The organism is Zobellia sp. 1_MG-2023, assembly GCF_030549125.1.
Classification (GTDB): Bacteria; Bacteroidota; Bacteroidia; order Flavobacteriales; family Flavobacteriaceae; genus Zobellia; species Zobellia russellii.
The window spans coordinates 770,072-788,562 of the sequence record NZ_JAUOSY010000002.1; the positions used below are offsets into that span (position 1 = coordinate 770,072).

Annotated in this window: 13 protein-coding genes and 1 pseudogene; 10 read left to right on the top strand and 4 right to left on the bottom strand. The window is 38.6% G+C overall.

Translation table 11 applies throughout. The annotated features are described in order from the left end of the window. The first annotated feature begins 11 nt into the window (after nucleotides 1-11). Nucleotides 12-1,628 (top strand): amidohydrolase, encoded by a 1,617-nt coding sequence (locus tag Q4597_RS07265; protein ID WP_303405523.1) that lies wholly within the window; start codon nucleotides 12-14, stop codon nucleotides 1,626-1,628. A 75-nt stretch (nucleotides 1,629-1,703) separates the two neighbouring features. On the opposite strand, the gene Q4597_RS07270 is transcribed toward Q4597_RS07265, so the two are convergent. Further along, complete coding sequence (locus tag Q4597_RS07270; protein ID WP_215438240.1) at nucleotides 1,704-2,252, bottom strand: DUF2911 domain-containing protein; 549 nt, start codon at nucleotides 2,250-2,252, stop codon at nucleotides 1,704-1,706. Nucleotides 2,253-2,491: 239 nt separating this feature from the next. Between Q4597_RS07270 and asnB the strand changes: the two genes are divergently transcribed. From asnB to Q4597_RS07300, 6 genes are all read left to right on the top strand, one after another. Beyond that, entirely contained in the window at nucleotides 2,492-4,156 is a 1,665-nt protein-coding gene (gene asnB / locus Q4597_RS07275; protein WP_215912775.1) for an asparagine synthase B, read from the top strand. Nucleotides 4,157-4,514: 358 nt separating this feature from the next. Continuing rightward, nucleotides 4,515-6,467 carry a DNA topoisomerase (ATP-hydrolyzing) subunit B gene (gyrB, locus tag Q4597_RS07280; RefSeq protein ID WP_215438238.1) on the top strand — a complete coding sequence of 651 codons (1,953 nt, stop codon included), beginning with the start codon at nucleotides 4,515-4,517 and terminating at the stop codon, nucleotides 6,465-6,467. 85 nt (nucleotides 6,468-6,552) lie between these two features. Further along, entirely contained in the window at nucleotides 6,553-7,305 is a 753-nt protein-coding gene (locus Q4597_RS07285; RefSeq protein ID WP_303405525.1) for a hypothetical protein, read from the top strand. 164 nt (nucleotides 7,306-7,469) lie between these two features. Beyond that, nucleotides 7,470-8,432, top strand: coding sequence for a hypothetical protein (locus tag Q4597_RS07290; RefSeq protein WP_303405526.1), 963 nt, complete (start codon nucleotides 7,470-7,472; stop codon nucleotides 8,430-8,432). Nucleotides 8,433-8,464: 32 nt separating this feature from the next. Next, nucleotides 8,465-9,565 carry a hypothetical protein gene (locus Q4597_RS07295; RefSeq protein WP_303405527.1) on the top strand — a complete coding sequence of 367 codons (1,101 nt, stop codon included), beginning with the start codon at nucleotides 8,465-8,467 and terminating at the stop codon, nucleotides 9,563-9,565. Between the two features lie 11 nt (nucleotides 9,566-9,576). Continuing rightward, a complete protein-coding gene (locus Q4597_RS07300; RefSeq protein WP_215438235.1) occupies nucleotides 9,577-10,419 on the top strand; it encodes a universal stress protein in 843 nt (280 codons plus the stop codon). Nucleotides 10,420-10,542: 123 nt separating this feature from the next. On the opposite strand, the gene Q4597_RS07305 is transcribed toward Q4597_RS07300, so the two are convergent. Beyond that, nucleotides 10,543-10,920, bottom strand: coding sequence for a hypothetical protein (locus Q4597_RS07305; protein WP_215912772.1), 378 nt, complete (start codon nucleotides 10,918-10,920; stop codon nucleotides 10,543-10,545). Between the two features lie 353 nt (nucleotides 10,921-11,273). Here Q4597_RS07305 and Q4597_RS07310 point away from each other — a divergent pair, with 353 nt between their 5' ends. Further along, nucleotides 11,274-12,200 carry a malate dehydrogenase gene (locus tag Q4597_RS07310; protein ID WP_289039254.1) on the top strand — a complete coding sequence of 309 codons (927 nt, stop codon included), beginning with the start codon at nucleotides 11,274-11,276 and terminating at the stop codon, nucleotides 12,198-12,200. 157 nt (nucleotides 12,201-12,357) lie between these two features. Then, nucleotides 12,358-15,354 carry a protein translocase subunit SecDF gene (gene secDF / locus Q4597_RS07315; RefSeq protein ID WP_303405528.1) on the top strand — a complete coding sequence of 999 codons (2,997 nt, stop codon included), beginning with the start codon at nucleotides 12,358-12,360 and terminating at the stop codon, nucleotides 15,352-15,354. A 121-nt stretch (nucleotides 15,355-15,475) separates the two neighbouring features. Here secDF and Q4597_RS07320 read toward each other — a convergent pair whose 3' ends face one another. Beyond that, nucleotides 15,476-16,717, bottom strand: a complete 1,242-nt coding sequence (locus tag Q4597_RS07320) for an ATP-binding cassette domain-containing protein (protein WP_303405529.1) — start codon at nucleotides 16,715-16,717, stop codon at nucleotides 15,476-15,478. Nucleotides 16,718-16,929: 212 nt separating this feature from the next. On the opposite strand from Q4597_RS07320, the pseudogene Q4597_RS07325 reads away from it, so the two are divergent. Next, a pseudogene (locus Q4597_RS07325) lies at nucleotides 16,930-17,372 on the top strand (ATP-dependent DNA helicase RecG); the annotation flags it as partial. A gap of 129 nt (nucleotides 17,373-17,501) precedes the next feature. Here the strand turns inward: Q4597_RS07325 and Q4597_RS07330 are convergent. Continuing rightward, nucleotides 17,502-18,491: hypothetical protein (locus Q4597_RS07330; RefSeq protein WP_408065831.1), on the bottom strand; the 990-nt coding region annotated here is incomplete at its 5' end.

Here is an 18,491-nt window from a genome sequence, read left to right on the forward strand (position 1 = left end):
ATTCTCTTACTATGAAAAAAATACTTCCTTTATTAGTACTCTTCCTTACGGGTTGTGAATACCTGAAGGAAAAAGTAGATTTGGTTATTGTGAACGCAAATGTCTACACGGTAGACGCCGAGTTTTCTAAAGCGGAAGCCTTTGCCATTCATAAAGGTAAATTTATTGCAGTAGGTACTACCGAAGAAATTAGGGATAAATATACCTCGAACCAGTTGGTAGATGCAGATGGCCGTACCATAACCCCAGGACTTATTGATGCCCATTGCCATTTTTTCGGCTTGGGACTTAAACAACAAACGGTAGACTTGGTAGGTACCAAAAGCTTTGAGGAAGTTTTGGAACGTGTTCAGGCTTTTCAAGGCGAGAATCCTAAAGAATTCATATTGGGAGATGGTTGGGACCAAAATGATTGGGAGGTAAAAGAATATCCCACCCGTAAAGAATTAGATCAACTTTTTCCGGATACCCCGGTGGCCTTAAGTCGCATTGATGGTCATGCGTTGTTAGTCAATAAAGCTGCGTTGGATTTGGCAGGTATCGATTGGAGTACAAAAGTAGAGGGAGGAGAAATTGTAAAAGGTGCAATGGGTATTACCGGAGTACTGGTAGACAACCCAATGGATTTGGTGTATTCTAAAATTCCAATGCCAGACTTGGATGCTCAAGTGAAGGCATTAAAAGATGCAGAAAGAATTTGTTTGAATAATGGATTAACTACCGTTGATGATGCAGGATTAAATCGTGCTACTATAGAGCTAATAGATAGTTTGCAACAAACCGGAGAACTTTCGATTAAGGTGTACGCCATGGTGAGTAATAATCCAGAAGACGTAGACTATTTTATCTATAAAGGGCCTATAAAAACCGAAAGGCTAAACGTACGTTCTGTTAAGGTGTATGGAGACGGGGCACTTGGTTCTCGCGGAGCGGCTTTAAAAAAACCTTATTCTGATAAATGGGGGCATTATGGCGCCATGGTTACACCTATAGATGAAATAGAGGATTTAGCCCGACGTTTGGCAATTTCGGAATATCAAATGAATACTCATGCCATTGGCGATTCTGCCAATGCAGTGGTGCTAAGAACTTACCAAAAAGTATTAAAGGACAGGCCCGATCGCCGTTGGAGGGTAGAACATGCCCAGATTATAGATTCGTTGGACTTTGATTATTTTGCGAATGGGGTAATACCTTCTGTGCAGCCTACTCATGCTACGAGTGATATGTATTGGGCCGAAGACCGTTTAGGAGAGGACCGTGTGAAAGGAGCGTACGCATTTAAAAAGCTTTTGGATAAGGCAGGAACACTTGCTTTAGGTACAGATTTTCCGGTAGAACAGGTAAGTCCGTTTTTAACTTTTTATGCTGCAGTAACCAGAAAGGATGTTGAGGGCTACCCTGAAGGCGGTTTTCAAATGCAGGATGCACTCACACGCGAAGAAGCGTTAAAGGGTATGACTATTTGGGCGGCGTATTCTAATTTTGAAGAAGATGAGAAGGGTAGTATAGAGGCTGGGAAGTTCGCGGATTTTGTTATCTATGACAAAGATATGATGACCGTTCCTGTTGCTGAGATTCCAACCATTATGGCAGAACAAACCTTTATAAACGGTAAGACAAGATAGTGGGCAAGAGTTCACAAAATAAAAAAACCGAAGCCCTAAAGCTTCGGTTTTTCTAATTATAGATTTCAGGATAAATTACATTTTTGCAGCGGTAATAGGAACGGCAATTCTTGTTTTGTCCCATCCCATAACCATTTTAAATCCAGCGCCATCTTCTTTGAAAGCAATAGAAAATTCCTCCAATGAATTGGAATCTTCAGAACTAGGTACGCTTACACGTGCAACATCTGCGCTTTTATCATAAGAATAAGCACCCCACTGGTTAAGATTTTTGTTCAATACTACGGTCCATTCGCTTTTACCTGGAATAGTAAAGATAGAATAGGTTCCGGCTTTAATTTCTTTACCACCAAAATTTACGTCTGAATAGAATGTAATCTCAGCGGCTTCATTGGCACCGGTACGCCATACTTTTCCTGCCGGAGCCAGTTCGGATAGCGAACGACCTTTTAATTGTGGGCGACTATAAATAATACGAGCGGTTTTTGTAGATACCTTGTAATCGGTAGGGAATGCGGCCATATCCATAGGGCTTTTATCCAACCCGCTAAATTTCTGGGCCAATGCATCTGTAGAAAAGGTCATGGCAAAGGCCATTAAAGCAATAAAAAGTACTTTTTTCATAATTGTGTTTGTTTTGCTATAAAACTAATTAGTATTCAATGTAAAATCTACTAAAAAGTCGTTAATTTTTATACTACTTACAGAACGTATTATTTTTAATGAAAAAAAACAAAAATAATAATATATTGATGTTTTTAGGTTGTTTTATATTTCGATATGAAATCAATAAAGGCATTTGTGTTTTATAATTGAAAGTTTAGTTGCAATTTTGATTTCAAATTAGAAATAAACAAAGAGTTATGTGTGGAATTGTATGTGCATTTGATTTAAAAGAAAGTTCAGATGTTTTAAGACCCCAATTATTGGAGATGTCTAAGAAAATACGTCACCGTGGTCCGGATTGGAGTGGTATCTATGCCGATGAAAAAGCCATCTTAGCGCATGAGCGTTTGGCTATTGTTGATCCAGCTTCCGGAACCCAGCCGTTGTACAGTGAGGATAAAAAATTGGTTTTGGCCGCAAACGGCGAAATCTATAACCATAGAGAGTTGCGCAAGCAATTTGAAGGAAAGTATAATTTCCAGACCGAATCTGATTGTGAAGTTATTTTGGCCCTTTACCAAGAAAAAGGAGCTAGTTTCTTGGATGAGATGAACGGTATTTTTGGTTTTGCCATATATGATACGGAGAACGATTCTTATTTTGTGGCACGTGACCATATGGGTATTATACCTTTATATGTAGGATGGGATCAAAACGGGACGTTCTATGTAGCTTCTGAATTGAAAGCTTTGGAAGGAACTTGTACAAAAATTCAACTTTTTCCTCCAGGACACTATTTGAGCAGTGAAGATGGTGAGTTCAAAAAATGGTATTCTAGAGATTGGATGGAGTACGATGCCGTGAAGGAAAACGAAACGAGCATAAAAGAAATCAAAGAAGCGTTGGAAGCAGCCGTACACCGTCAGTTAATGTCGGATGTACCTTATGGTGTATTGCTTTCAGGAGGTTTGGATTCTTCCGTTACATCGGCGATAGCAAAAAAATATGCACAAAAACGTATAGAGTCAGGTGATACTACAGATGCTTGGTGGCCTCAGTTACACTCTTTTTCGGTAGGTCTTGAAGGTTCTCCTGATTTAGCGGCCGCTCAAAAGGTGGCAGACCATATTGGTACGGTACATCATGAAATTAAGTTTACCATTCAAGAAGGTTTAGATGCTATTAAGGATGTGGTTTACAACTTAGAAACGTATGATATAACTACCATTAGAGCTTCCACCCCTATGTATCTTATGGCAAGGGTAATTAAGTCTATGGGTATTAAAATGGTACTTTCCGGAGAAGGTGCAGATGAACTTTTTGGAGGATATCTATACTTTCATAAAGCACCTAACGATAAGGAGTTTCATGAAGAGACTGTTCGTAAGTTGAGCAAGTTGCATATGTACGATTGTTTACGTGCCAATAAGTCCTTGGCGGCTTGGGGTATTGAAGGTCGTGTGCCGTTCTTGGATAAAGAATTTATGGATGTGGCTATGCGCATCAACCCAAAAGATAAAATGATCAATGGGGAGCGTATGGAGAAATGGGTAGTGCGTAAAGCATTTGAAGATATGTTGCCCGAAAGCGTAGCATGGAGACAGAAAGAACAATTTTCCGATGGTGTAGGATACAGCTGGATTGATACTTTAAAGGAGATTGTAAATGAGGAAGTATCTGATGAGCAATTGGCAAACGCAAAATTCCGTTTCCCAATTCAAACACCAACATCAAAAGAAGAATTTTACTATCGTTCTATATTTGAATCTCATTTCCCATCGGATGCTGCAGCATTATGTGTGCCTCAAGAAGCATCGGTTGCTTGTAGTACGCAAATAGCTTTGGAGTGGGATGAGGCGTTCAAGAACATGAACGATCCATCTGGTAGAGCCGTGGCAAACGTTCACGATGACGCCTATTAGAAGTATTTAATCATTCTTTTATAGAATTAGCTAAGAAATGACCTGTTGTGCAATAGAAGCCAACAGGTTTTTTCGTTTGTGCCTTAGATGGAAGGAGATGCTTTTAGGTTTCTGTAAATCATAAAAGTTGTTGTGGTATTGTCATTCTGTTTTTTGAAAGCAGAGGTTTTATAAGTTGAAGTTGAGTGATTTAGGAGTTGGTTATGTGTAGATTTCCTATGTTGCCCTATAGTTGTAATTTTCCACAATTTTTGTTGATAACTTAGAGGTATCACTATTCTCAAAACCCTATATTCCATGGGGTTTTGCGTATATTTGTGAGATTGCCAAAAATTAAGTCTAACAACTAGTTAATTTTATGAGCGAAGAAGCAAATAAAGAAGAAAACAAAAAACAATATTCAGCGGACAGTATCCAGGCCCTAGAGGGTATGGAACACGTACGTATGCGCCCCTCCATGTATATTGGAGATGTTGGTGTAAGAGGTCTTCACCACTTGGTATACGAGGTGGTGGATAACTCCATAGATGAGGCTATGGGTGGTTATTGTGATACGATCAGTGTTACGATAAACGAGGATAACTCCATAACTACACAAGATAACGGTAGGGGTATTCCTGTAGACTTACATAAAAAAGAAGGTATATCCGCTCTAGAAGTGGTTATGACCAAAATTGGTGCCGGTGGTAAGTTTGATAAGGATTCCTATAAGGTCTCCGGTGGACTTCACGGGGTTGGTGTTTCTTGTGTGAACGCACTTTCAAATCACCTTAAAGCTACTGTTTACCGCGATGGTAAAATTTGGGAGCAGGAGTACGAAAGAGGTAAATCTCTTTATCCAGTAAAGAGTGTAGGGGAGACCGATAAGCGGGGAACCGTGGTGACCTTTATACCGGATGATACAATTTTTAAGCAAACTACGGAGTATAGTTATGAGACTTTATCCAATCGTATGCGTGAGCTTTCCTTTTTGAACAAAGGGGTAAGCATTACTATTACGGATAAACGTCAAAAAGACGAAAATGGGGAGTTTGTTAGTGAACGTTTTTATTCCGATCAAGGTTTAAAAGAGTTTGTTAAGTTCCTTGATGGAAACCGTGAGCCACTAATCCAGAATGTAATTTCTATGGAAGGCGAGAAAAACGATATTCCTGTTGAGGTTGCAATGATTTATAATACGAGCTATACGGAAAACCTGCACTCGTACGTAAATAATATTAATACCCATGAAGGGGGAACACACCTTTCCGGTTTTAGGAGAGGGCTTACAACTACCTTGAAAAAGTATGCCGATGCTTCTGGTATGCTTGAAAAATTGAAATTTGAGGTTCAGGGAGATGACTTTAGAGAAGGTCTAACGGCTATTGTTTCCGTTAAAGTTGCAGAACCACAATTTGAAGGGCAGACCAAAACCAAATTGGGTAACCGTGAGGTTTCTTCTGCAGTTTCACAGGCAGTTTCAGAAATGTTGTCGGATTATTTGGAGGAACATCCGGATGATGCCAAAATCATAGTTCAGAAAGTAATTCTTGCCGCTCAAGCACGTCATGCCGCTACTAAGGCCCGTGAAATGGTTCAGCGTAAAACCGTAATGAGCATTGGTGGTCTTCCCGGGAAATTATCGGATTGTTCGGAGCAGGATCCTGCACAATGTGAAGTTTTCCTTGTTGAGGGTGATTCTGCGGGTGGTACGGCCAAGATGGGCCGTGACCGTAAGTTTCAGGCAATTCTTCCGCTACGAGGTAAGATTTTGAACGTGGAGAAAGCTATGCAACACAAGGTTTTTGAAAACGAGGAAATTAAAAACATCTATACGGCCTTAGGGGTTACTATTGGTACCGAAGAGGATAGTAAAGCTTTGAACTTGGAAAAGTTGCGTTATCATAAAGTAGTGATCATGTGTGATGCCGATGTTGACGGTAGCCATATTGAGACACTTATTTTAACCTTCTTCTTTAGATATATGCGCGAGCTTATTGAAAGCGGACACGTTTATATAGCCACACCACCGTTATATTTGGTGAAAAAAGGATCTAAAAAACGTTACGCTTGGTCAGATAAGGAACGTGATGAAATCGCGGATAGCTATAGCGGAGGCGTTAGTATACAGCGTTACAAAGGTCTGGGTGAGATGAATGCCGAGCAATTGTGGGATACCACCATGAACCCGGAATTCAGAACATTACGTCAGATACAGATAGATAATGCTACCGAAACGGATCGGGTATTCTCTATGTTAATGGGTGATGAAGTACCGCCACGAAGAGAATTTATAGAGAAGAATGCTGTTTATGCGAACATTGATGCATAACAATTAGCGTTTTCACAACAAATATTCGTCCGCCACTTGGCGGACGAACTATTTTAGGGGGATACAATAATTCAAAACCCCTATTATGAAAGTACAATTAGTATCAATGGTTTTATTTATGTCCAGCGTAGTTTGCTTTGGACAGGAGAATCTAAAAGAAAGAGAAAAACAGGCGGCCTTTGATCCGGCCTATACATCTTATTCTAGAAAAAAACCAGCCTACGTTACGCTTAAAGATGGAGCCAAGATAGAGGCGGACATCAAAGATGTTGACCGTAAAAAAGGTCAGATCAATGAAATTAAATTCATTAAGCCAGATGGTAAAAAGCTACGTGTAAAGGCAGAAGAAATTGTAGATCTGTATATGGCTCCTTCTGGGCTTGAAAAATTAAACAATCAGGGTAATTTCTTGAATGATGCTACCAAATGGGGTAAAACCGATGCTTCAAAATATATGAACAAAGGCTATACCATGTACACCAATCAAATGGTTTCCTTAAAAAATAAGAAGAAGGAAGCTGAATATTTGATGCAGGTTATCAATCCAAAATTCAGTCAGGTTATTCAAGTGTATTCTGATCCATGGGCTAAGCAGACCGCTAGTTTTGGAGTTGGAGGTATGAAGTTGGCGGGAGGAATCGCTAAGTCGTATTATATTAAAAAAGGTGATGAAAAAGTGCTATGGTTGACCAAGAAAGACTTTGATGAGCATTTTGAATCTTTGTTTATGGATAACGAAAAATTCAAAGCTAAGTACGGAGGGGAGAAATTTAAATGGAGTCTGTTAGGCGTATATATTTTGGATTACACAGAGTTTGTTCTGGAAGATAACATGTAGTATACTGCATAGATCAACTCATAATTTTAAAAAGGCCGCAATCAGTATGATTGCGGCCTTTTTGTTTTAAGTTGTCAATTATTTAAATATTTAATAATCTGTAAGCCAACTTCCTCTGGTTTAAAATGTTCTTTATTTACCACATAATATAAAACCAGAGCACATTGGATTTTTCAGTTGTAGTTATGTATTTGGGCTTCATCTTGGCCGCTTACTCCGTAGTAGGAAACGATACCATACAGACATTGGGTACTTTTTTAAGTTCTAACGAGCGGAAAAAATGGTGGGTTCTGTGGTTGTTTGCGGGCGGTATCTTGGCGGCGACCTTAATTTTTGGATACGTAACCCACGGTGGGGATGTTTCTTATGGGAGATTGGCAAAATATCCCATGCCCCAACCGTTTGCTTGGTATTATTTATTGCCTCCCATTATCCTTATGTTGTTAACACGAACAGGTATTCCTGTGAGTACATCATTTTTGATTCTTACTTTCTTCAACGAGAAAAATTTGAGCAGTATGGTCATTAAATCGCTCTCTGGCTACGGAGTGGCGTTTGCAGCGGCTATTGTGCTCTATTTGGCTATATCCAGATTGGTGGAAAAACGGTTCATAGAACGGTCTATAACAGCAAAGGAGGAAAGGCTCTGGACAATCTTGCAATGGTGTTCTACCGGTTTTTTATGGTCACAGTGGCTTATTCAGGATTTTGCTAATATTTACGTTTATTTGCCACGCGAATTGGATGTTTATTCAATGATTTTCTCCTTGGTGGTTATTATGGGCTTGTTGGCCTTTATCATTGCGTCCAAAGGTGGGGCAATTCAAAGTATAATCAAATCAAAGACAAATACGGTAGACATTAGATCTGCAACGATCATAGATTTCGTCTATGGTATTGTGCTCTTTTATTTCAAAGAAATGAATAACGTACCTATGAGCACCACATGGGTCTTTATTGGTATTCTGGCAGGTCGTGAAATAGGGTTGAACTATATGTTAAGGAAAAACGAGCCCAGGGCAAAAATGTTTAAATCGTTGGGTATGGATTTAGTCAAGGTGGTTATAGGTCTTGTCGTTAGTATCATCTTGGTATTCGCTGTAAAATATTTGGCAACGTCTATTTAATTTTATTTAAAATGAAGCTTGGGTTTGTATTTATGTCTGTCTTTTTAATGTGTAGCAATGCTATTGCGCAAGATGAGGATGAAAGAAAGGGCATAAATATAGCTGACTTGGTAGAGATGTCCGGAGATTGGTTTATTGCTTACCGAGACGGAATAAAACAGGTTCAGGCAGACGAGACCGTACCTGTTGAAAATGAGCATACAAGTAGTTTTGTTTTAAAGCGAAGTTATTTTACGCTAAAGAAAGAACTGAATGATGTTTTTTCGGTTAGGTATACTATGGATCTTACTATAGATACGGAAGGCGATGATGCGGGTAATGTTGAAACACGCTTAAAGTATCTTTATCTAATGACCAAGCCTAGAATTAATAGTAAGGTGTTTACCGGTACCGGAATAGAGGTAGGAATGGTACATAGGCCTTGGTTAGACTATGAGCAAAAAATAAACACCTACAGAGTCCAGGATAACATGTTTATAGAGCGAAACAGGATATTCAACTCTGCAGATTTTGGTGTAACCGTTACGGGTAATATAGGGCCTAAAATGGATGAGGGATTCCTGAAAAACGTAAACGGTGTTATGAAAGGTAAATATGCCAGTTATTCATTGGGAATATATAATGGAGGGGGCTATTCCGGAATAGAAAATAATAACAATAAAGTGGTGGCCGGCCGTTTAACCGTGCGCCCTTTGGCCAATAGGTTGCCGCAATTGCAATTAAGTGGTTATTTTAATAGAGGGAAAGGAAACAGTGAGTTTTCTCCGGATTTTAATCAGGTTTTAGGTTTTTTGGCCTTTACGGAGAAGCAGTTTAGAATAACGGCTCAATTTCATGATGGTGTGGGGGATTTTAGAGCCAGATATGTAGATGCGGAAGACCCATCGCATGCTTTGGCCAATCATGGGTATAGCTTCTTTGGTGAGTATAAATTTGGCAAATCCCCTTTTTCCATTTGGGGGCGTTTTGATGAATTTACAGTAGAGGAGATAAATGAAGAGACCCAGCGCGTCATTGGAGGGTTTACATATAAGGTGAATAAAATGATTCGGCTCATTTTAAATACCGAACATACCACGGTAGATGGTAATACAGAAGATATCTACGAACTTAACCTAGAAATATCATTTTAAAAACAATAGCTATGGAGAGTATACTTTTTCCCACAGATTTTTCCGAAGTTTCAATGAATGCCTTTTTGTATGCTGTTGATTATGCAAAAAAAACAGAAAAGAAAATCATTGTTTTTCATGCGTATAATTTAGAAACCGAGACTTCGGAGGTAGAGCAGGCGTTGTACGAAAAACTGGATATTCAGAATTTCAGGAATAAAAAAGAAACCTTTCCGCCTTTTGAAAAAATACTCAGAGAAAGACAAATAGATAGCCTAAAGGTTAAATACGTGGTTCGTGAAGGGAATTTTATAGAAACGTTTACCCATTATATTGATAAAAGGGAAGATAAGATTGATCTTGTAGTGATGGGGACACAAATTAGCAAGAGTGGCCTTTTTCAGTTGTTTACGGAGACCAGTACATTAAAGATTCTGGATGAAATTAATAAACCCGTTATTGTAGTTCCGGGCAACGCAAAGTTTGATGGCAACTTAGATAATATTCTTTTCTTGGTAGATTATCATGAAGATGAGAAAGAACCTTTGGAAGATTTGATAAACGAGTCTAAAGGGTTTAACGCAAAACTTCATGTAGTTCATTTTGATTTGGCTCATGGAGATTCCATTGTGCCGCTAATGGATCGGTTCAAGGCTTCTCTAAAGAATTTTGATATAAGTAACGTTACTTTTGAAACTATAGATTCCATAGACATTAAAAAGTCGCTATTAGACTACTGTATCCAGCATGAGATAGATATTGTTTGTCTGATCAACCATAAGCGTAATTTTTATCAAAGATTGTTTACCTATAGTTTAACCGAGGATTTAATAAGGAATATTAATACACCCGTAATGGCTATTTATAGGGATTGATTTGTGAAAGAAAAATACACCAGCTGGTTAAAGAAAACGGGTTAATGAGAATTTATTCTATTTTAAAACCCCATATTCAATAAAGAATATGGGGTTTAGCGTATTTGAAACCTAGTAAAATTTTTACTCCCGTAAGGCCATGGTGTTGCCTTGTGAGTCGGATAGAATACTTCCTTCCGTAGACGCTTTCATGGAGACAATTTCGTCTGCCATATCGGTTCCGGGGTATGATATTATGTAGGTGTCATTTTCATGACTCCATGTAAAATCGGTTTTAAAAGTAATTTTGCCATTACTCTTTTGATGGTATCTTCCTAAATAGGCATCGTTAAATATCCATTCTTTACGGATGGTACTCCCTCCTTTGGATGTCTGACTTGCTGCTGTTACTTCTACGTCTGACCAAATGCCGATAACTGGGTCATTGTTTTCGGGAATTTCGGTACAGTTGCTTACCAGGACTATGGCAATTATCGCTAAAAATGAAAAGACTTTTTTCATTGTCGTAGGTTTTAGTTGATTGGGGGTTTTCTTTAAATTAGAACGCCTGTTTTTAAATTCCTATTGCTACAATTCGATGTACGGCAACAAATCCCTTTTATCTTCGTTAAAGCGCAATTTTTTTTAACAGGAGTGTATTTCAACGAGTAGTTTATCGGTTAAATTTATCCCATTTAACCCAATTTTCACCGTAGTTTTCCTTTCAGATTGTTTATTTTTGGGAACCCTTTTCTAAAAAATGATTTTTAATAAGAACAAAGCTTGCTAGGTTCAGTAGGGCCGAGTAGGATTTATTAAGGTCAAAAAAGGGCGTTTTTTGAGAAAAGTCTTTAATAACAAATAAATAATAACAAATGAAAGTTACCGTAGTAGGGGCAGGAGCAGTAGGAGCAAGCTGTGCCGAGTATATTGCCATAAAGAATTTTGCATCTGAGGTAGTCTTGTTGGATATCAAAGAAGGTTATGCCGAAGGGAAAGCCATGGACTTGATGCAAACTGCATCATTGAACGGTTTTGATACCAAGATAACAGGTGTAACCAATGATTACTCTAAAACTGCTAATAGTGATATTGCCGTAATTACTTCTGGTATTCCAAGAAAACCGGGTATGACCCGTGAGGAGTTAATAGGTATTAATGCGGGTATCGTAAAAACGGTATCGGCCAATCTTGTAGAGCACTCGCCAAATGTAACCCTTATCATAGTAAGTAACCCAATGGATACTATGACGTATTTGGTGCACAAAACTACAAGTTTGCCTAAGCATAAAATTATAGGTATGGGCGGTGCTTTGGATAGTGCACGTTTTAAGTACCGTTTGGCCGAAGCTCTTGAGGCTCCAATATCAGATGTAGATGGTATGGTAATAGGTGGCCATAGTGATACCGGTATGGTACCTTTAACATCTCATGCTACAAGAAACAGTATTCGAGTATCGGAATTTTTATCGGAGGACCGCTTAGAGCAAGTGGCTGCAGATACTAAAGTAGGTGGTGCTACACTAACTAAATTATTGGGAACAAGTGCATGGTACGCGCCAGGTGCTGCGGTTTCAGGTTTGGTGCAAGCTATCGCTTGCGATCAGAAAAAGATTTTCCCATGTTCTACTTTACTAGAAGGTGAGTATGATTTAAACGATATCTGTATAGGTGTTCCGGTTGTTTTAGGTAAAAACGGAATCGAAAAAATAGTTGATATTCCACTTAGCGATGCCGAAAAAGCTAAAATGCAAGAAAGCGCTGCAGGAGTGAAAAAGACCAACGGTCTACTAGAATTATAGTAGTTGGTTCAATAATAAATAAGAACATCTGTTCCGGAAATATTTCTGGGGCAGATGTTTCCGTTTTACAATAACTCCAAATATATTGCCAATTCCTATGGGAAAATCATATATTTGCACGCTGTTATAAAAAGCACGCAATTAATTCACATAACCAATGCAGAATAAAGGACTTATTAAGCTTTTTGCCCTACTCTTTGGGCTAGTAAGTATCTACCAACTATCCTATACTTTTATAGGTGGTAAAGTAGAAAACGAAGCTAAATCGTATGCGGAAAGCCGTATTTCAGAGGCAGAAGAGAACTACGTTTCTAAACGTGAAGAATTAGAGACTAGGTATTTAGACTCCATAGGAGACAATTCTATTTTAGGTTTTACAAATTATAATGAAGCCAAAAAGAAAGAATTGAACAAAGGTCTTGACCTTAAGGGTGGTATTAACGTTACCCTTCAGATTTCCGTAAAGGATATCTTAAAAGGATTGGCCAATAATACCAAAAACCCTGTTTTTAATAAAGCCTTGGCAGATGCCGATGCCGCTTCAAAAAATAGCGATGACACGTATATAGAGCTTTTCTTTAATGCTTTTGATGAAATAAAAGGAGATACTAAACTAGCTTCTCCGGATATTTTTGCTAATAAAGGTCTTAGTGGAGAAATTAATTTTCAGATGTCAGATGATGAGGTTAAGCCTATCATCCGTACAAAAATTGACGAATCCATTGTTTCTGCTTTTGAAGTACTTCGTGAGCGTATAGATGGTTTTGGTGTAACACAGCCAAATATCCAACGTGAAGGTAACTCGGGCCGTATCTTGGTTGAATTGCCAGGAGCTAGAGATATTGCCCGTGCGCAGAGCCTATTGTCAAGTACCGCTCAATTGGAGTTCTGGGAAACTTATGAGCCTAATAATCCTGAATTACAAGGTTTCTTTTTTCAGGCCAATGAAAAGTTGAAGTCGCTTGTGGATATGGGTGATGATGAAGAGCCGGTAAAGAAAGAGTCGGAATTGGATTCTTTGCTTTCTGATGTAGCTACAGATTCATTGGATATTGCCGGACAGAAGAACCCATTGTTTGATAAGTTTCAGTTAGGGGCTCCTAGTTATGCAGTTGGTGTTGCCGCTGTTCAGGATACTGCAGAGATAGGTTCTTACCTAAGAATGAAAGAAGTTAGGAGATTGCTTCCTGCAAGTATGCAGTTCGTGAAATTCTTATGGGAGAGACCATCTGAAGGTTCGGAGATAGCTGAGCTTTATGCATTAAAATCTAATCGTGACAATACACCAAGAATTAGTGGTGATGTTGTTAGTGATGCTCGTGACGAGTTTGTAAACGGTAAACCTGCCGTAACCATGAGCATGAATACCAAAGGGGCTAAGGAATGGGAAAAGCTTACAGGTGATGCTTATAATAATAGAACTGGTATTGCTATTGTACTTGATAATAAAGTATACACTGCTCCAGGAGTTTCGTCAGGACCTATTTCCGGTGGACGTTCAGAGATTACCGGTACTTTCACGGTCAATGAAACAAAAGATATTTCAAACGTATTGCGTGCTGGTAAATTACCGGCGTCCGCAGAAATCATTCAATCAGAAGTTGTAGGTCCATCTTTGGGACAAGAAGCTATTGATAGTGGTTTTATGTCGTTTATGATCGCTATGGCCATTGTATTGGTCTGGATGATTTTCTATTATGGTAAAGCGGGTGCTTTCGCAGATGTTGCTTTGCTGTTAAATATTCTGTTGATATTTGGGGTGTTGACCAGCTTAAGTGCTGTTTTAACTTTGCCAGGTATTGCAGGTATCGTTCTAACCATTGGTATGTCCGTAGATGCGAACGTACTTATTTTTGAACGTATAAAGGAAGAATTAGCAAAAGGAAAAGGAAAATCATTAGCGGTAGCGGATGGTTTTAGTAATGCACTTTCTTCTATACTTGATGCAAATATAACAACAGGTCTTACAGCGATTATTCTCTTTATTTTTGGGTCGGGTCCTATTAAAGGTTTCGCAACAACCTTACTTATAGGTATTGTAACTTCTTTATTTACTGCAATCTTTATTACACGTCTATTGGTAGATTGGTATATTGAAGGAAAAGGTCGTTCGTTGGATTTCTCAACAGCACTTACAAAGAACCTTTTCAAAAATGTAAATATCAATTTTCTTTCAAAAAGAAAGTTTGCCTATATACTATCTGCAATTTTAGTAGGTATAGGTGTTTTCTCTTTAGCAACCAACGGATTGCAACAAGGGGTTGATTTTATAGGAGGACGCTCGTACCAAGTTCGTTTTGAGCAGTCTGTTAATCCATCTGAGATAGCTTCCGAGTTAAATGATGTATTTGGTAGCGGAACTAACGTAAAAACGTTTGGAGATGCCAACCAGATTAAGATTACTACGCCGTATAAGGTAGATGTAGAAGGTATAGAGGTTGATAATGAGATTCAGAACAAATTATATACCTCGTTACAGAAATACCTTCCAGACGGTATTAGTGAAGAAAACTTTAAAGCAGGAGGTTCAGGCGATAAATCAATAGGTATATTGCAATCTGTTAAGGTTGGACCTACCATTGCGGATGATATTAAGAACAACGCGTTCTTGGCAATTTTAGGATCGCTTGCAGTGGTATTCTTGTATATATTGTTCCGTTTCCGCAAATGGCAATTCTCATTAGGTGCTGTAGTGGCGGTTTTCCATGATGTTATGATTGTATTGGGAATATTCTCTTTGTTCGGTACTATTATGCCGTTCAACATGGAAATTGATCAGGCTTTCATTGCGGCAATACTTACGGTAATCGGATACTCATTGAACGATACCGTGGTTGTTTTTGACCGTATTCGTGAAATAATAGGCGAGCGTGGTTGGCGTGGTGGTGAAAACATCAACTTGGCACTTAACAGTACATTAAGCCGTACATTAAATACGTCTTTAACTACATTTGTGGTATTACTGGCTATCTTCATTTTTGGAGGGGAATCTTTAAGAGGATTTATGTTTGCTATGATAGTAGGTGTTGTAGTAGGAACCTACTCATCACTATTCATTGCAACCCCGGTAATGTTCGATACGTTGAACAAGTCTTCTAGAGCTGGTGACCTAGTAAAAGATACAGCTAAACAAGAAACTGAGGAAGTAAAATAAATTTCTCTATATTTGAAGAGTTAAGAACTAACTAACTCAATTAATTACAAAAAGCCGTTTGCATTTGCAAACGGCTTTTTTTTTGTCCGGTGTTTTTGAGCTTAAAAAAAACGACTGTCGTTTAGGAGGACAATACTTTTCCGGTTGAGCCCATATCGGATTTTTCTAGTTGATAGATGAACTCAGCTTCAAGGCCGGGTTCTTTTCTGTGGGACACAAAAATAACGGTAGTATTGCTCTGGAATGCAAATTTATTAACCAAGGCTACAAAAAGAGCTGCGCTGTCATCATCCAGTCCTGCCGTGGGTTCGTCAAGGATAAGCAATGGAGGATGTTTTATCATGGCTCTTGCACACATAATCAGTCGTTTTTGTCCCATGGAAAGGTCATGAAAAAGTTTATCTTTCATACCCCATAGGCCAATAAGTTCAAGCCATTCTTTTGCCAACCTCAATTGTGCTTCGGTAGGATGTATGTACAGTCCAACGGAGTCATAGAATCCGGAAATAATCATATGACTAACGGAATGATAGCCTGTAAATTTATCCGTCATTGAAGGCGTAAAATAGCCTATTCGTTTTTTAATTTCCCATACGCTTTCTCCGGAACCTTTTTTACGGCCAAAAATATACAGTTCTTGGCCATAACCCTTAGGGTTTTCACCAGTTATCATAGAAAGTATGGTTGTCTTTCCACTGCCATTTCTACCCCTTAATTCCCAAAACTCACCTTTTTTAATATGCCAGGAGATATCACGTAGAATAGGCTTTTCATTGTAGGATACGCCTACGCCTTTTAATTCTATTAATGTCTCTCCTTCAATTTTATAAATGTGTATAGGTTGGGGGATGTCATTTTTAAGCAGTTCTTTTTTGGTCTGATTGGAAAAACCATCAGGCGTACCTGTGGCAACTAAATCTTTACCCTCTAGCTTGTAAAACGTGTTCGCAAAGGGCATTACATCTGCTTTGCGACTTAATATTTGTATCATGGGGGTATGAACCGAAACTTTCTGAAGTGTATTCTTTAGGTCTTCTTGGGTGTCGGTATCCAAATTATCAAATGGGTTGTCCAAAACAATAAAATCTGGCTGGCTACTAAGGATATATTTTAATAACGCTTTTTTTTGCTCCCCACTAGACATTGATTTTAAACTTTGTTTGGTATCTGATGTAATAACCTTGCTATCATGGCGGTCTTCTCTGTCAATAAAGCGCTCAACAGCTAATTTGGACATTAGGGCACCCTTTAAGTTTTTCAGCTCATAAAAACCTCCGGGAAGTGGTCCTTGTAAAAGTGCTGTTATCAGTTCCCCTTTTTGTGAAGTATTCGCCGTAAAAACGGCCCAATGTTTTGGTGTCATAAAAGAACTCTAAAAATATGTTCGGGGTAGTTATGGTATGTTGTTGTTTTCTCTAAATGCATATCATTGTTCAAATCTATTTTTTTCTTTTTTTTAAAAGATATGATGTTTGTATGAATTATAGAAATTATTAACCAGATAAGCTAGTGTTTCTGGACATAAGTTTTATAAGCAATTACCTCTCGCTAGTATGGCTTTGAAGTCAATATTAAGTAAGTGTAAATGTTCTTAACGCTTCGGTAATGATCATTGAGAGTGCAGAACGATTTGGATTTTCGCAACTACATCAGCTTCGCGGTCGTGTATGTTGGGTGCTAATCAGATTTTTTGTACCCTCATGACAGATTACAAACTTTCTCCGAAGCAAAAAACCGACTGCAGACCATGGAACAAACCAATGATAGTTTTGAGATTGCTGAAAGTCGATTTAAAACTAAGGGGTCTAGGAGATATTATGGGAACCCAACAAAGTGGCGTGCTTAACCTAAAAATAGCAGATATTGTAAAAGACAACGATATTCTCAAGACTGCGCGCTACCATGCCATGCAACTTTTAAAAGAAGACCCTGCCCTAGACAAACCAGAAAACCTAGTCATAAGACATACTTATTCTCAACTTGTGAAGTATAAGAATATTTGGAATTATATAAGTTGAAGAATAAACCCTTTCATTAAAAAATAAAGTCTGTCTTAATAAGTATAATTTTATCTTCTAAACATCTATTAAAACTACTACCCTTTGATGTGTTACAAGAGTTTACTGTCAGGGAAATAACATCTCATATTATTCTTTTCTCTCCACATATCCCTGACCATTGTCTCCTAGAATACTTATTGTATAGGTATATGTTCCTATAGGAATCTCCGGGGTAGATACTGATTCTACTGAGCCATGATTTGCAGTTGCCGAATAAGAGTTTCCTGGATTTAAACTTAAAGTAACTACTACAATTTGTGCATCAGATACAGCAAAAATTTCAAAAGCTGTTGGTGAGTTTATAGTCAACGTACCGGTTATAGAACTTAATCCGCTTCCAACAGCATGTCCATTGCTAAATACAAATGCGGGTGGAGAATTAACGTTTACAATGACTTGCCAAACCTGCGAATCACCATTTTCTGCCATTACGGTATAATTTACAGGATTAGAAAAATCCCTTTCAACATTACCTAATGGGGATACACTAGCTCCTGTGGAGACAACAAGGTTAGTAGGGGCAACGAACAAATCGGTTCCGAAGGGCACGGTAATGGTGGCTGTGTGATTTACATTGTCCAATACAGCATCTCCAGAGGTTGGGGACAGAGTGAACTGTGTGATGTCGTTTTCATTACTTCTCGTATCGACCTCCTCATTCACTATAATGGTCCAATTTTGCACATCACCATTTTCTGCCGTTACGGCATAATTTACAGGAGTAGAAAAATCCCTTTCGACATTACCTAATGGGGATACACTAGCTCCTGTGGAGACAACAAGGTTCGTAGGGGCTACGAGCAAATCGGTTCCGAAGGGCACTGTAATGGTGGCTGTATGGTTTACATTGTCCAATATAGCATCTCCAGAGATTGGGGACAGAGTGAACTGTGTGATGTCGTTTTCATTACTTCTAGTATCTGCTTCCACATTTACGATAACTTGCCAGACCTGCGAATCACCGTTTTCTGCCATTACGGTATAATTTACAGGATTAGAGAAATCCCTTTCGACATTACCTAATGGGGATACACTAGCTCCTGTGGAGACAACAAGGTTCGTAGGGGCTACGAGCAA